The 14,327-nt window shown below is 54.4% G+C and carries 14 protein-coding genes and 2 tRNA genes; 6 read left to right on the forward strand and 10 right to left on the reverse strand.

What is annotated here, in order from left to right; translation table 11 throughout:
- The first annotated feature begins 195 nt into the window (after positions 1-195).
- The 3 genes from ACUTQW_RS08750 to ACUTQW_RS08760 all read left to right on the forward strand — a co-directional run bounded on the left by ACUTQW_RS08750 (position 196) and on the right by ACUTQW_RS08760 (position 2,245).
- Positions 196-576 carry a hypothetical protein gene (locus tag ACUTQW_RS08750; protein WP_020439305.1) on the forward strand — a complete coding sequence of 127 codons (381 nt, stop codon included), beginning with the start codon at positions 196-198 and terminating at the stop codon, positions 574-576.
- 198 nt (positions 577-774) lie between these two features.
- A complete protein-coding gene (locus ACUTQW_RS08755) occupies positions 775-1,455 on the forward strand; it encodes a Crp/Fnr family transcriptional regulator (protein WP_020439306.1) in 681 nt (226 codons plus the stop codon).
- Between the two features lie 163 nt (positions 1,456-1,618).
- Positions 1,619-2,245 (forward strand): Crp/Fnr family transcriptional regulator, encoded by a 627-nt coding sequence (locus ACUTQW_RS08760; protein WP_020439307.1) that lies wholly within the window; start codon positions 1,619-1,621, stop codon positions 2,243-2,245.
- 399 nt (positions 2,246-2,644) lie between these two features.
- On the opposite strand, the gene ACUTQW_RS08765 is transcribed toward ACUTQW_RS08760, so the two are convergent.
- A tRNA-Ser gene (locus ACUTQW_RS08765) sits at positions 2,645-2,734 on the reverse strand.
- A gap of 92 nt (positions 2,735-2,826) precedes the next feature.
- On the opposite strand from ACUTQW_RS08765, the gene mtfA reads away from it, so the two are divergent.
- Both mtfA and ACUTQW_RS08775 read left to right on the forward strand, forming a co-directional pair.
- Complete coding sequence (gene mtfA, locus ACUTQW_RS08770; RefSeq protein ID WP_006326322.1) at positions 2,827-3,615, forward strand: DgsA anti-repressor MtfA; 789 nt, start codon at positions 2,827-2,829, stop codon at positions 3,613-3,615.
- Positions 3,616-3,717: 102 nt separating this feature from the next.
- Positions 3,718-3,793, forward strand: a tRNA-Asn gene (locus ACUTQW_RS08775).
- 173 nt (positions 3,794-3,966) lie between these two features.
- Here the strand turns inward: ACUTQW_RS08775 and ACUTQW_RS08780 are convergent.
- The 4 genes from ACUTQW_RS08780 to ACUTQW_RS08795 all read right to left on the reverse strand — a co-directional run bounded on the left by ACUTQW_RS08780 (position 3,967) and on the right by ACUTQW_RS08795 (position 8,064).
- Positions 3,967-4,986, reverse strand: a complete 1,020-nt coding sequence (locus ACUTQW_RS08780; RefSeq protein ID WP_020439308.1) for an NADP-dependent oxidoreductase — start codon at positions 4,984-4,986, stop codon at positions 3,967-3,969.
- Positions 4,987-5,153: 167 nt separating this feature from the next.
- The gene (locus ACUTQW_RS08785) at positions 5,154-5,972 is read right to left on the reverse strand and encodes an oxidoreductase (protein ID WP_006326326.1); all 819 of its coding nucleotides are present in this window, start codon (positions 5,970-5,972) and stop codon (positions 5,154-5,156) included.
- A gap of 142 nt (positions 5,973-6,114) precedes the next feature.
- The gene (locus ACUTQW_RS08790) at positions 6,115-6,897 is read right to left on the reverse strand and encodes an SDR family NAD(P)-dependent oxidoreductase (RefSeq protein WP_020439309.1); all 783 of its coding nucleotides are present in this window, start codon (positions 6,895-6,897) and stop codon (positions 6,115-6,117) included.
- A gap of 75 nt (positions 6,898-6,972) precedes the next feature.
- Positions 6,973-8,064: an alkene reductase gene (locus tag ACUTQW_RS08795; RefSeq protein ID WP_004946443.1), complete on the reverse strand. Its 1,092-nt coding sequence runs from the start codon at positions 8,062-8,064 to the stop codon at positions 6,973-6,975.
- A gap of 138 nt (positions 8,065-8,202) precedes the next feature.
- Between ACUTQW_RS08795 and ACUTQW_RS08800 the strand changes: the two genes are divergently transcribed.
- Entirely contained in the window at positions 8,203-8,763 is a 561-nt protein-coding gene (locus tag ACUTQW_RS08800; protein ID WP_006326329.1) for a TetR/AcrR family transcriptional regulator, read from the forward strand.
- Between the two features lie 59 nt (positions 8,764-8,822).
- Here the strand turns inward: ACUTQW_RS08800 and ACUTQW_RS08805 are convergent, their stop codons facing one another.
- The 5 genes from ACUTQW_RS08805 to ACUTQW_RS08825 form a co-directional block, all read right to left on the reverse strand.
- Positions 8,823-9,782 carry a GGDEF domain-containing protein gene (locus tag ACUTQW_RS08805; RefSeq protein ID WP_006326333.1) on the reverse strand — a complete coding sequence of 320 codons (960 nt, stop codon included), beginning with the start codon at positions 9,780-9,782 and terminating at the stop codon, positions 8,823-8,825.
- Positions 9,783-10,189: 407 nt separating this feature from the next.
- Positions 10,190-10,990 carry a hypothetical protein gene (locus tag ACUTQW_RS08810; RefSeq protein WP_231106911.1) on the reverse strand — a complete coding sequence of 267 codons (801 nt, stop codon included), beginning with the start codon at positions 10,988-10,990 and terminating at the stop codon, positions 10,190-10,192.
- A 13-nt stretch (positions 10,991-11,003) separates the two neighbouring features.
- The gene (locus ACUTQW_RS08815) at positions 11,004-11,831 is read right to left on the reverse strand and encodes an acid phosphatase (protein WP_004946461.1); all 828 of its coding nucleotides are present in this window, start codon (positions 11,829-11,831) and stop codon (positions 11,004-11,006) included.
- Positions 11,832-11,886: 55 nt separating this feature from the next.
- Entirely contained in the window at positions 11,887-12,720 is an 834-nt protein-coding gene (locus ACUTQW_RS08820) for a MipA/OmpV family protein (RefSeq protein ID WP_020439312.1), read from the reverse strand.
- A 515-nt stretch (positions 12,721-13,235) separates the two neighbouring features.
- Entirely contained in the window at positions 13,236-14,258 is a 1,023-nt protein-coding gene (locus tag ACUTQW_RS08825) for a DUF1254 domain-containing protein (protein ID WP_037431182.1), read from the reverse strand.
- Between the last annotated feature and the right edge of the window lie 69 nt (positions 14,259-14,327).

The following is a 14,327-nucleotide window of genomic DNA, read 5'->3' on the forward strand; positions in this document are numbered from 1 at the left end:
TCGACCGCCCCTGCGTACCAGGAAGGCGCTCAACATCCCGAGGATTTTATCGCTTCGTATCATGATGGCCGAAAGCCTGGGAGGTTCAATGAAAGTGGCCAATCTTCTGCGGGATACGCCGCATCTGACCTTCAACCTGAGGCGAGTTGTCTTGCCGGGTAACGCTGCGGTTAACACATCGAGAGCATCAAACCCATGCTAACCCCCACCTTAATGCGGTACTTTCTGGCCCTGTGCCTCATCGTCGCGACCCTCAATCATATTATCGCCGGCGTGAAGTTTGGTTTTCTCTGGGATTATGGCTATGGTGAGCAGGCTTTCCTGGCCAGCCGCCTTTTTTGGGGTAGCCTGACACTTTTGGATCCGCTGGTGGCGTATTTTCTGATCGTCAATTCCAGGATTGGCCTGCCGGCCACATTAGCCCTCATCACCCTCGACGTGCTCCACAACGGCTATTACGTTTATCTCAATAACCAATGGCTTGCCCCCTTTTTTCTGTTCCAGTGCGCCTTTCTTGCCATCGCCTGGGCATTTTCATTCAGGATAAAAAGAGGCTGCCCGAACCAGGCAAAATGAGGTCATAACGCGCAAAGTCGCCAAGTAGCCGGGGCATGCGCCCCGCCCAGCGATTTTTTGCCGCCGGTTGGGTTGAAATCGGCTTGAGATTCCATCGCCGTTTAATTCGATACCGTGTCATTTTTTCTTGATCAATATGCGTTTACTACCTAATTTGCCTATTGATCATTGTGTCAAACAGGACAATTGGGAAGAAAAATGCCGGATATGTCGCGTGAGGTGGCAGAACGTTTGATCTGTGAAAGAGGCTGGTTGTCTCATATGCCCGAGCCATTCAGGATCCGATTGCTGCAAAATGCATTGCTTTTGAAATTTGAAGCCGGACAAGTGATCTTTAGAAGAGGCGAGCCGGCCGGTGGGATCTACGGGTTGGTCACAGGCACAGTGATTGTCAATTCGGCGCCCCCTGATTCCGCCCCAAGGTTGATTCACATCGCTCGCCCCGGAGGCTGGACGGGCGAAGACAGTTTTATGACAGGCCAACCGCGACGGATTGAATTGGTCACGCAGAGCGATACCTGGGTCATGCACGTCCCTCTTAAGACAATGGAACAAATGGTGGCGTTAAACCCCAATGATATTCGCGCTTTTGGTACGATCTCTATTCTGGCATCGGATTCACTGCTCAGGATTGTGCATGATCTACAGAAAAAAGATGTCAGCGCCAGGATCGCCTCCGCATTACACCGCATGTCCTGGGCGACAGATTCCCCGGTTACTGTTTCTCAGGAAAACCTCAGTCTCATCACCAATACCTCCCGCAAACAGGTTAACAGCGTTATTCAACGTTTTGTCGAAGAGGGTTGGGTGGAGACGAGTTATCGCGCCATCACGGTCACCAACCCTGCGGCTTTACGGCAATACTCGGAAAAAAGGTAACGGAATAATTTATAGCGAGCAGGACAATAGCCGAAATCTCGTTTACCGCTAGCGAACATGAAGCAAGATAAGTTCATACAGGGCACCTTGGGGATAAATCATGGTACAGATGTCGCGAAAAAACGCAGAAAGCATAATGAGTCAACGAGGCTGGTTGTCTCACATGCCCGAATCCTTCAGGCACAGACTTTTTCAGCATGCCTTGTTGGTGAAATGCGCCCCCGGGCAAGTCATCTTCAGCCCGGGCGATCCTGCGGAGGGGATCTACGGTTTCATCAAAGGAATGGTGATCATCAAGACGGCCCCTCGCGACTCAACGCCGCGGCTGATTGACCTTGCCGTGCCAGGCGACTGGACGGGTGACGACGGCTTTATGACCGGACAGCCGCGGAGGTTTCAACTTGTTGCGCAGAGTGGGTCCTGGATGATGCACGTTCCCCTGGTTGCAATGGAACAGATGGCCGCGCAAAACCCCAATGACATGCGTGCCTTCGGCGTGATTTCTATTCTGGGGTCAGACTCACTGCTCAGAGTCGTGAATGATTTGCAGAAAAAAGATGTCAGCGCCAGAGTGGCATCGGTGCTGCACCGCATGTCCTGGGCGACAAACTCCCCGGTTACCCTTTCTCAGGAAAATATCAGCATTATTGCCAATACCTCCCGTAAACAGGTCAACAACATTATTCAACGCTTCGTGGAGGAAGGGTGGATTGGGGCGGGTTACCGTTCCATCACCGTCACCAACCCTGTGGCGTTACGGCAACATGCAGAGCAGGACATCGATAACTGAAAGGGGCTGAACGGGCGCTCGTTTGACCGATTCCATTCGCATTGCCATACGCCGGGCAAAACCTCTCAATAGCCGCTGCCGTGGAAGGGCGGGCTGCCTGGCTATGCGCCCTCACCCGCAATGTAGCACTCTGGCAAATATCGGCCACATGGCTTATCGCTGCGGAAACCTGCTGCAGAACGATCAAATCTTCGGGTTTAGTTCACAAAATGAATAACTTAATTGCAAAATACTACCCGATAGTGCTGCCGGGGTTATAATGCGAGAGGAGAGAGAGTCGTCCCGAGGTAAGCTGATTCAAACTCAAGCAAGCCTGAACATGATGGCATATCGAATAACATGCCGGAAAAGTGAATATCATAATAATCACTTTTAAATCAAAAAATTGAAATAATTAAGTGGCGGAGAGAGGGGGATTTGAACCCCCGGTAGAGTTGCCCCTACTCCAGTTTTCGAGACTGGTCCGTTCAGCCGCTCCGGCATCTCTCCTGATAGTGCTTGTCATCATGCCCCTTTTTGCGGCATTTTTACAGAGTTAGCCTCCAGCCGAATGTTCAAGTGACTACTTTACGAGCAACGCGATGATTAAATGGCCGTGGAAAACGCATCAACCGCAGGCGGAAACGCTTGCTCAGTGGCAGGACGCGCTGGCGATCCCCCTGCTCTCTCCGCTGGACGAGCAGGAACAACAACGCCTGATCGTCGTTGCCGGGCAGATTTTGCAGCAAAAGCGCATCGTGCCGCTGCAGGGGCTTGAGCTGACGTCGCAAATGCAGGCGCGCATCGCCCTGCTGTTCGCCCTGCCGGTGCTGGAACTGGGGGCGGAATACCTGGACGGCTTCAATGAGATCCTGCTCTACCCTTCACCGTTCGTGGTGGAGGATGAATGGCAGGACGACATCGGCCTGGTCCACTCCGGGCCGGTGGTGCAGTCCGGCCAGAGCTGGGAACAAGGGCCGATCGTGCTCAACTGGCAGGACGTGCAGGACTCTTTCGATCTCTCCGGCTTTAACCTGGTGATCCACGAGGCGGTACACAAGCTGGATATGCGCAATGGCGGCAGCGCCACCGGGATACCGCCGATCCCGCTGCGCGATATTGCCGCCTGGGAGCATGACCTGCATGCCGCAATGGAAAACCTGCAAGACGAGATCGACATGGTCGGCGAAGAGGCCGCCAGCATGGACGCCTACGCCGCCACCGATCCGGCCGAGTGCTTTGCCGTGCTGTCGGAGTACTTTTTCAGCGCGCCCGAACTGCTGGCTCAGCGCTTTCCGCTGTTGTATCAGCATTTTTGCCGTTTCTATAAGCAAGATACCTTGGCGCGCCTGCAGCGTTGGCAAGCCGAAAGCGGCGCAGAAACGCCATAAGCGACCGCACATTGCTCGCATACTGAGCAGTCGCGCCGAATCGGCGAATTTAGCGTTGACACACTCTGGGTGGCTGGATATGATGCGCCCCGTTCACACGATTCCTCTGTAGTTCAGTCGGTAGAACGGCGGACTGTTAATCCGTATGTCACTGGTTCGAGTCCAGTCAGAGGAGCCAAATTAGAGAAGCCCGCTTAAGGAAACTTAAGCGGGCTTTTTGCTGTTGTGGCGCCAATCGCTCAGTCTGGGTGCATGGGGTACCGCACGCAAGAACATCGCCCAGGGCATTGCCAAGTTCTTAACGCTTATGCCCCACCACAGACCGGCACCCTGGTTGCTAACTGAAAAGGATTACTCCTGCATCTTGACGACAACTTTTCCCTTCGCATGCCCTTGGTCAAGGTAGGCAAGCGCATCCTCTGTGTCTACAAAGGAGAAAACCTTGTCGATCACGGGTTTGATTTGTTCAGTTTCCAGCAGTTTGCCGATTTGGCTGAGTTGCTCGCCCTCAGGGCGGACAAACAGAAATGAATAGGTGATACCTCGCTTTTTCGAAAGACGCATAATCTTGCGGCTCATCAACCCAAAGACAAAAGTCAAAAAGAAGTTTAACCGTCGAACCCGTGCAAACGCGGCATCTAACGGCCCGATGAGAGAAACGATCGTTCCCCCGGGTTTAAGAATTTTGGTGGATTTCTCAATCGCATCGCCTCTGATAGTGCCGAGTACGATATCGTAGCCACTCAGCACGTTGTCGAATTCCTGCTTTTTATAGTCAACCACTTCGTCGGCGCCAAGGCGACTGACCCACTCGACGTTGCCCGTACTCGTGGTCGTTCCTACCGTTGCGCCAAGGTACTTCGCCAGTTGAATCGCAAACGTGCCAATCCCCCCCGATCCTGCGGGGATGAAAACCTTCTGGCCAGGCCGAAGCCCGGCACGCTCTTTCAGCGCTTGCCAGGACGTGAGGCTTACCATCGGCAGAGACGCCGCCTGCACGAAATCCAGGTTCGCGGGTTTCATCGCAGCAGCGTTCTCAGGCACCACGGCAAATTCGGCAAGCGATCCCCTGCCCATATCGAAAATGCTGGCGAAGATGGCATCGCCGGGCTTGAAACCCGTCACGCGACTTCCCACCGCGGTGACTACGCCAGACAGGTCGCTGCCAAGGGTGGCAGGTAACTGAAAATTGAGCACCGGCTTAAATATTCCCGTTGGGATCATATTGTCGATAGGGTTCAGACCCACAGCGTAAACCTTTACAAGGATTTCATTAGCGTTGAGTGTAGGAAAATCCACGTCATCGAAACCTAAGTTAGGCGACTTGCCATAGCGTTTGAAAGTGAAGGCTTTCATCGTCTTATTGTTCATTTGTTGTTTACCCTATCGTGTTTGTCGATAAAACGTTCATTTAGCCGCCCTATTGGACCGTAAAAAAGCCACGCCCAGGAGACCCTCGATAGATACGGCAAACAGGATCTGCCCGTTAAAAAACAAAGTAGACGTCAGAATCGCCAATCGAGAAAATTTCATTGTTTTTATTCTTTGGTATCAAGCTGAAGATTGTTGCGTACCACCTTATCCAGGAGTTTTGCCGGCGCAAATCTGAGCAAAAAATTCAATCTGCCTGCCAATTTTCCCGCCGTGTAACGCAACTTTGGCTGTAAAGTCTGAGCCGCTTTAACGACCACATCCGCCACTACCTCCGGGCTTTCCGCTTCAGCCATCGCCTTGCTGACCACTTTCGTCAGCTTGGCCCGAATAATTTCATACTCTTCCAGCTTGGCATCCGGCTCTATATTATTGGCTTCAAACTGCGTTTTTGTGTAGGCAGGTTCGATAACGGAGACTCTTATGCCCTGCGTGCGCAGTTCATGATCCAGCGCTCCCGAATACCCTTCAATCGCATGCTTACTGGCGGCATAAAGTGCCACGTACGGCAACGGAACGATGCCCAGTATCGAACCGATGTTGATGATACGACCGCTGCCCTGACGGCGCATGTGCGGCACTACCGCCCGGGTTAACCGGACTACCCCGAGAAAATTCGTGTCGAAAATGTCCTTGGCCTGTTTGATGGAGCTCTCTTCCGCTGCCGCCGGAGCAACGCCAAAGCCGGCATTATTCACCAGGATATCGATCCGCCCCTCCAACTTCAGCAATTCATCAATGGCGGCCTGAACAGAAGCGTCGTCCGTTACGTCAAGCGCCAACAAAGGAAAGGGATGTTTACCCGCCAGGGAACCACGGCGGCTTGTGCCGTAGACCCTAAATCCTGCGGCCAACAGTTTGTTGGCCGATGCCTCGCCAATACCTGATGAGGCACCCGTCACGAGCGCTACACGTTTATTTGTCATGCTGAAATAAGACCTTCATAAGCGGTTTGGGGTTTATCATCAGTGGTGCGATGACAAGCGATACGGAATATATTTGGCTTTAACACTCTGCAGGAGGGTTCGAAAGATCGTTATCCGTGTCCTGCAGAGCGTCACTCATCGATTAAACGTTTTTATATCGCTCTGCGGCTTCGGCTTGTTTAATGTCCGAAAGCAGAGCCTGCCGCGCGGTATCCAGGGCGTCCCAGCGTGCCGCATTATGCAGGGGGGGAATGGTGACGAGTTCACGGCGATCAAAGCCAACCAGAGCCGCATCAACCAGTTCGCCCACTTCCATCATTTTGGACGAGTTGCTGATGTCGATACCTGCGCGCTCCCAAATTTCCGTGTAAGTTCCGGCAGGAAGTACCGCCTGGACGTAAATGCCCTTGGGCGACAGCTCCAAACTCATTCCCTGAGACAGGAAAAGGACAAAGGCTTTGGTTGCGCCATAAACCGACATTACAAATTCAGGGGCCAGGCCAACGATAGAGCTGATGTTGACGATCGATCCTTCACCCGCTTGTACGAATCGGGGGGTCACCGCACTGGCAAGGCGCGTCAGGGCAGTGACGTTAAGCGCAATGAGTCGCTCAACCGAATCAGGCGTCTGCTCAACGAAGCTGCCCGACTGCGCGATCCCCGCGTTATTAATAAGAACGCCTATCCGCAAGTCGTCGCGAAGACGAGCTTCGACAGTGGCCAAATCACTCGATTGCGTGAGATCCGCCGGCAGAACATCGACAGAAACAGCATTTTCTTGTCGCAGACGTTCTGCCAGGAGATCAAGTTTTGTCTTGTCGCGAGCGACCAGCACAAGGTCGTGGCCCCGGCGCGCGAACCGCTCGGCGTAAACCGCGCCAATACCCGTAGAAGCGCCTGTAATGAGGACTGAAGATTTGGTCATGGGTTGATTGCCTTTATTAATGAGTCAATAGAATCCGCAATGTGCGATGTATAGAGAAGCGAGCCACCCGCAGAGCTACTTGCCGCTCGCGGAAAGCGGCGGGTAATCGGTGTACCCTTCTGCGCCGCCGCCATAAAGCGTTTCGGGAACCAGCGTGGCCAGCGGCGCTTGCGTTTTCAGTCTTTCGACCAGATCGGGGTTGGCGATGAACGGACGTCCGAAAGCGAACAGGTCCGCTTTACCTTCAGCAAGCTGGCTGGAGGCTAACGCCAGGTCATAACCGTTGTTGCCAATATAGGTATTTTTAAAGCGCCGACGCAGAGAGCCATAATCGAACGGCGATACGTCACGGGGGCCCCCCGTAGCGCCTTCCACAACGTGGAGGTAGACGATGCCTAATGCGTCGAGTTGTTCAACGAGATAGTCATATTGCGGCTGTGGATCACTGATCGAAATCGCATTAGCGGGAGACACCGGTGAAATGCGGACGCCAGTGCGCTCAGCCCCGATCTCATCTTTAACGGCAGCCACGACCTCTAACAGCAGCCGTGCGCGATTCTCGATAGAACCGCCGTATTCGTCGGTACGCTGATTGGCGCCATCTTTGAGGAACTGTTCCAGCAGATAGCCATTCGCGCCATGAATCTCAACACCATCAAATCCAGCGGCAATGGCGTTAGCGGATGCCTTTCTGAAATCCTCGATAATGTCCTTTATTTCGTCCAGCTCTAGCGCACGAGGCTCAGAGACGTCAGCAAAACCGTTGTTCACAAAGGTTTTCGTCTCGGCACGGATGGCCGAAGGGGCAACGGGCGCTGCGCCACCAGGCTGCAAGTCGACGTGGGATATGCGTCCTACATGCCACAACTGCACAAAGATATGCCCACCTTTTGCATGCACTGCGTCAGTCACTTTACGCCAGCCGTCAATCTGCGCTGGAGTATAGATCCCCGGGGTATCCTGGTAGCCCTGAGCTTGCGCCGAGATCTGCGTGGCTTCGGTAATCAACAGCCCCGCAGTGGCACGCTGCGCGTAATAGGTCGCCGCCAGTTCACTGGGTACCAGACCCGCTCCGGCACGATTACGCGTTAACGGCGCCATCACAATATGGTTGGTGAGCGAAATTGGCCCAAGATTATAGGGTTGAAATAAAGGTTGGTTCGCCATGTTTGTACCCCTGCTAAATGATGTGTGAAGCGACGAGTGCAATGATGATGATCATAATCTAAAAAGTCAAACGGTTTGATTATGATCATCATCAATGTATACTTGCGGCATGCATTTTTAAGAGAGGGCCCGGAAACGATGAAAGTTTCAAAAGAGCAGGTTCGCGAAAATCGCATGCGCATTGTCGAAACTGCCTCAGTGCTGTTTCGTGAACGGGGCTATGACGGCGTGGGGATAGCTGAGCTCATGTCAGCCGCAGGGTTAACGCATGGCGGGTTTTACAAGCACTTCGGTTCCAAGGCGGATTTGATGTCGGAGGCGATGAGCTGCGGTTTCTCGCACTCTGTAGAGAGTACCGTGGGTATGGATATGGCTGGTTTTGTAGAGCAATATCTCTCACGCAAGCACCGTAATGCCAGGGGAAATGGCTGCGTGATGTCGGCACTGGGTGTCGATGCCGCGCGCCAGTCGGCGTCAATCAAAGAAAGCTTTGCGGCCGGCCTTGAACGTCAGTTGGCCACATTAGAGCATGAGAATGGATCGGGAGATGAAGCACGCGCCGAAAGAATCAGCACCATTGCGCATCTTGTCGGCGCCCTGGTGCTGTCGCGTGCCTGTCCAGATGACTCTGCCCTTGCCGATGAGATTCTGGAGGTTTGCCGCTCCCGGATTCTCGGTCAGGAAGTCCATGAGAATTGAATGTCCGGGTACAATCGCAATAGGATGGCGGCGGTAACCTCTCTGCAAACATGCCCGTTTTAACTGACCGCGTTTTCGGGGCAGGCCTGAGCAACCCCATGTTCCGGGGAGGATGCCCATTCGATTCGGTTCCTGCCCCAAGACTTTGCCTGATAGAGCGCGATGTCCACACGCTTGAGCAAGCTTTCCTGGCTTTCATTTTCTCTTTTATTTCCGGCACCAATGCTGACAGTGAGGCGAACCTCATCATTAACCACCAATTCTCTGGCGCGGGTTAATATTTTCTCTGCCGTTGACTGTGCTTCTTCAAATACCGACGTTTGCACTATTACGGCAAACTCTTCGCCACCGATTCTGGCGGCAATGACATTATTTTCATACAGATCGCCCAGCATCTGCCCAAAAGCTCTGAGGACTTCATCGCCAATATCGTGCCCGTATTTGTCATTTATCTTCTTGAACAAATCGATATCAATAAAAAACACATAATGATTCACATTCTGCAAATCCAGCAGCACGCGTCGAAAATAACGCCGATTGGGTAAATTCGTCAGTTCGTCGCGATAAGAGTCGATGCTGGCATCGGCATATTTATCATTAACATAGTGCACGATTAAATACACGCCAACGGCGACGCAGAGCATCCCTATGAGCCTGGTGAGGTCCTCGATGTAATAGCCTAACCACTGGGGCTGGCGGATGATTTCGTCCATAAAATCACACGCCGCAGAGAGGATCCAGACAAGCAGGCCGACGTTAATCCACCGGCGCTGGCTGGCTTTTACCGTTAGCCGGTTAAAACTCCATAAGATAAAATTAAGTATTAACAACTGGAATAAATCAAATAACCAGCCTGAATTTTGTATCCAGGAATGCCCGATTTCTTTTGCCGGGAAGTACGCCAGGTGAATGATCATCACCAAAATACACAGCGCCCCGGATAATACCAGCGGCATATACAGGGTTTTTCGCGATTCGTTTTTGGTAAAAAGCCCGTTCTCATTTTTCACGAATGGCATAGTAGCCCCCTGACACACACTGAAATAAAAATCATTCTCATGTAGATTTATTGGTCTACCCCTCTCTTAATTTACACGCCTGTGGCGGCGCCGGAAAGAAATCCAATGCGTCTGGCTGAAAACGTCATTTCGAGTGGATGCCACGCTGCGGGCATGGCCGGAGAAAGTCCGCACGGCGTTTGTGATGGCGCAGATTCGTGGGCTGACTTACGCGGAGATCGCTACCTGACTATGAGCATGAGCAAACCGAAGACGATGTGTTGAGATGAACCGGCGCCCTCGCTGGCGGATGCTCGCCGCCATTCACAAGCCGGCAATGCAGGCGCCCCCCCAGGAGCCTGCATTGCCGGACGAAACAACCGCATCACGCCGACCAGCGCCTGATGCTGTGGGGAGGATTCGCGGCCTCAGAACCTGCCGTTCATCCCCAATATCGGCCCCTGCTGCACCACATCATACACAAAGCCGTTATGCCGATAATCGACCCCCATGGCCCGGTATCCCGCCACGGCAGAAAAACCGGGGGTAAACTCCCAACTCAGCAGCGCCGCCGCATCCCAGTCCAATCGGGACTGCCCGCCACCGGCCAATCCCCAGGCCGAAAGCCTGACGGTTGGCGTCAGAGCATACTGGCCGCGCAGCCCCGCAACGCCATCCACCCAGGTGGCGCGGTCGCTGCCCGACGCCCCATCGATAATCCCTCCCTGAAAATGCAAGCTGGTGCTGCTGTACCACACCCGAACGCCGCCGGTGGCATCAAGGCGAGCGCCGCCTTCCTCCAGCAAGGTATATCCGCCACCGAGGAACCCGGACACCGTCCGGCTATCCACTTTCAGGCGTGATGCCGGTGCCCCATCCGGCAAACCGTTCCGCGTCGTGGTGTCGATGAACATCAGGTCCATCAGCAGGCTGTAAGGTCCTTTACGGGCCTCCCCCATCCCCATCACCGCCACATCGAGATCACGAGCAATGGCGGAGAAATCCGTTTTCATAAATTGCGTGCCCGTTGACCGATGGCCGACATCTCCGCGAATGCCTGCCGCCCAGAGATAAGGAGAGAGGGTGAACTGCCACTCCTCCGCCGGCTGATAGGCCGGTGGCGCCACTTGAGCCGCCTCTGCCGGGAGACTCAAAACGCCGGACGCGAAAAGCGCCGCAGGCAGAGTCCGCCAGGCGAGTCTGTTTTGCAGATTGTCACAATTCATCATGGCCATGCTCTTCTCAGTGCATACTCAGGGAGAGAGCAACACGTTCAGCCGCGCAGTCCTCGGTGGGTTTCAGGTTCGCTTTGGTGGCGTCCTGCACTTCGCGCTTGGCAGCGGCCAAATCGGCCAGGAAAGCCGGGTTGTCATGCAGCACGGCTACCGTGGCGGCCCCCATGATGCGCCCTGCATCCACGTCGCTTTGCCAATGCGCATTGCAGACGACCCGGCTCTGACCAAACGCCAGACCGCGCGCCAGCAGCTCGGTCGCCCGTGCCGGCTGCACTTCGGCCAACACCAGGCCCCAGGCCCAGCCAGCCGCCGAGTGGCCGGACGGCCAGGAGCCGTCGGTACGCAGCACCGGCTCCATGTCTTTGCGACAGGTTCCCTCGTCATGCTGCACAAACGGGCGAGTACGGTTATACGCGTTCTTTCCTGCGTAGGTTGAGCCACCCGCATCCGTCAATACGTGCTGCATCATGGCGTAAAGGTGCGGCGTCTTTTTCTCGTTGATATCGGTGCCCAGCGCGCACGAGAACGATTTTGCCGGCGCAGGAAAGGTCAACTCGGCGTCCGTTGCGGCCAGTTTTTCACGGGCAGACCCACGTAACGCCAATGCCGCCCGCCGTGCCTCTTCATCGCGAGCGAATGCCGCAGAGTCCGGTTTTGGCGGCCCTCCGAGCAGGGCTAAGCGCACCGGCAGGCTGGCCGGTTCAAGGTAGCCCGGCGCCAGCTTAAAATGCGGGTCCGTTACCGTCGGCCCGGTATCGCTCGCCGCCGCCAGGCCGGAACACAACAGGCCGGCCAACGGCGCTATCAGGTACAAAGGGACGCATGACTTTTTCATTTATGATGATCTCCAGAGTCGGTCGCTGCCGCAGAGGGCAGCGCTATCAAGGCACTCAGAATTGGTACACCGCATTCAGGTAGAAGCCCGCCCCCACCGTCTTATCCGTCAACGGGCTGCTACGCGCATCCGCCGTCAAGGCGTACAGCTTCATCCCGCCCTGCAGGGCAATATGAGGCTGTAACTGGACGGTCAGGCCGGTTTTTAACGTCACATTCCGCATACCGCCGCCGGCATGATATTCGCTGAAGCCGCTACGATCGGCCTGCTCTCCCGTCACCCCGAAACGCGCCATCATGTCGTCTCTGTCGCTCCAGGTCCCGTACAGCGCGGAATCCAGCGTCAGTGAGGAGGACAGCGGCAGCGAGTAGTCGGCACCGGCTTCAAGGTATGCAGTGTGCCCCAGATCCTCGCCGCCGTATTCGCGGCTGCGGGTAGCCTGCCAGCCACGAACGAACAGCCGGCCGGCCGGCAGACGCCAATAGGCTTCCGCACCGAGCATCGCGCTGCCGTCCAGATCGCCCATCCCCTTCAGATGATTATTGCTGCCTCCCAGGGTACGGATTTTTTCCTTGCGGCCCATGTCATATCCGGCCAGCAGCGCCAACCCCACGGAAGAAGCCCCCGGCAAGTCCCAGCGCAAACCGTCAGGAAAATCTGCCGTGAAGGTTCCCCAGTTCTGCGTCGGCATCACCGCCTTCGCCACCAGAGAAGGAAAGGCTTCATAACGCGAGGAGCCTTCATACAACGGGCTCACCGCCACCCCGCCGCCCAGCGTTATACTCTGGTCCCCATCGGAAGCGGCCTGTACGGACAACGGCAGCGCCGCCATCAGCGCAAAGGCAGGAAGCCCGAACGATTTATAAATCCCGTTTTTCTTGCTTGTCATATCCTTGTTCCTTTCTCTATTTTCTTTTCGTTTTTATTCTGATTCATCGGCATGTTTAACCTCTATCCGGGATATATTCCCGTCATCCATTCCCTTGACCGGAAATAGGTTTTGGCTAATTACTTTTTATTTTTTCAGTCATGGCATAGCCAACCCTATGCCTGCGGATAACCCTCCTGCCCGGAAAAGGGCGCAAAAAACCCCGGTGCGCGAGGGGCTGCTTAAAAGCGCCTGCACAGCTGGAAAAAGCATTATGTCTTTGCACCGCTTGCCGAAAAGTGCAATTCGACAGGCTAAAAGGGGTGATTGAAACAAAGAGAGAGTGAAAACACGCTCTCACTTCCCGCGCCCATCATTAGCGAACGTCATGTCCAAAGACGGCGTTATCCCTGTCGTCCATCCCTGTTTCTCCCTGACATATTTTTAATACAGATTTTTCTTATTCCTAATTGTGTCAAACGGCACAATTAAGGGAGAAAAAGTAAAAAAACAGGTTCAGGAAAATACCGGGCGGATCACTGCGGCTCCGGGAAATGCCATTGACCATTCAGGATTTCGTCCTCAGGCTGATAAAGCCTGACCGTGTAGTTCCAACCGGGCATGGTCGGCAGACAATTCGCAATTTTGCCGTCGCAACCACCAAATTGGATCACAATCGAACCATCATCGCTTTTTTGGGCGGTGAGGTTATTTAGCGAATAGGCGTCATACGGGTTTTTCTCGAAGTAACCCTTGGCGTTATAAACGCTCACGGACCAAAAACTCTTCACCGGTACATGCCCGACCTTGAGCCGATAAACGGTTTTCCCGTCATTCTTCGGCATCACGCCGCCGAGATAAATCGCATCCTTGCTCGGATTGCCTCCCCATCCGGACGCCGTCGCGATCAAATGCTGAATAGGATCGACCGTGCTCTTGGTGCCAAATGCCTGGTTGTAGTTGGGGAGCGTATCCCCGAGAACCAGCAAGGCATCGCGCATCTTTTTCTGACTCGCCGGATCCCATTTCGGTACCACGAACTCCCCTATCTGAGCCTGACTAACCTTGATGGCATCTTGTAGTGCATGCACCTGCTCAACGTCTTGGCGATCGGCAGGATCGACCAGCGTACGGATAGCGACGAAAACATAACGAGTGCCGACCTCCTCCTTCGTCAACGTATGGCGACCGGCGCCATAAAAGACGGCGGGAACGTAGTGGTCTTCGTTGACCACCAGCATCGACATGAATCGCTTACCGGCCTCCGGCAAGGTGATCGTGACCGGGCCGGCATCGAGATCGAACACCGCACTCGAGTAGAGCGTGTCCCGATTCATGCGGATGACGCTCTGCGCGTCAATGGAAATCGGTTCGCGGCTATGCACAAAGCGCCCCAATCCGCCGTCCGCCACCATATTGCCCATATAAAGATCGGACTCGGCACGGACAAAATTATCGACACCAACCGATATCGTCTCACCGGAAGATGATTGCGCACTGGCGCACCCCAACGTTGCCAACGTCAGTGCGACGATGCGGGCCGTAGATGAATATGACATGTAACCCCCTGATCTTATGAAAATGAATCCCGCTCCCCAGCGTCACACTTTTCTTGTGCGAATCGCTTC

It is taken from the genome of Serratia sp. TSA_7 (genome assembly GCF_052692135.1).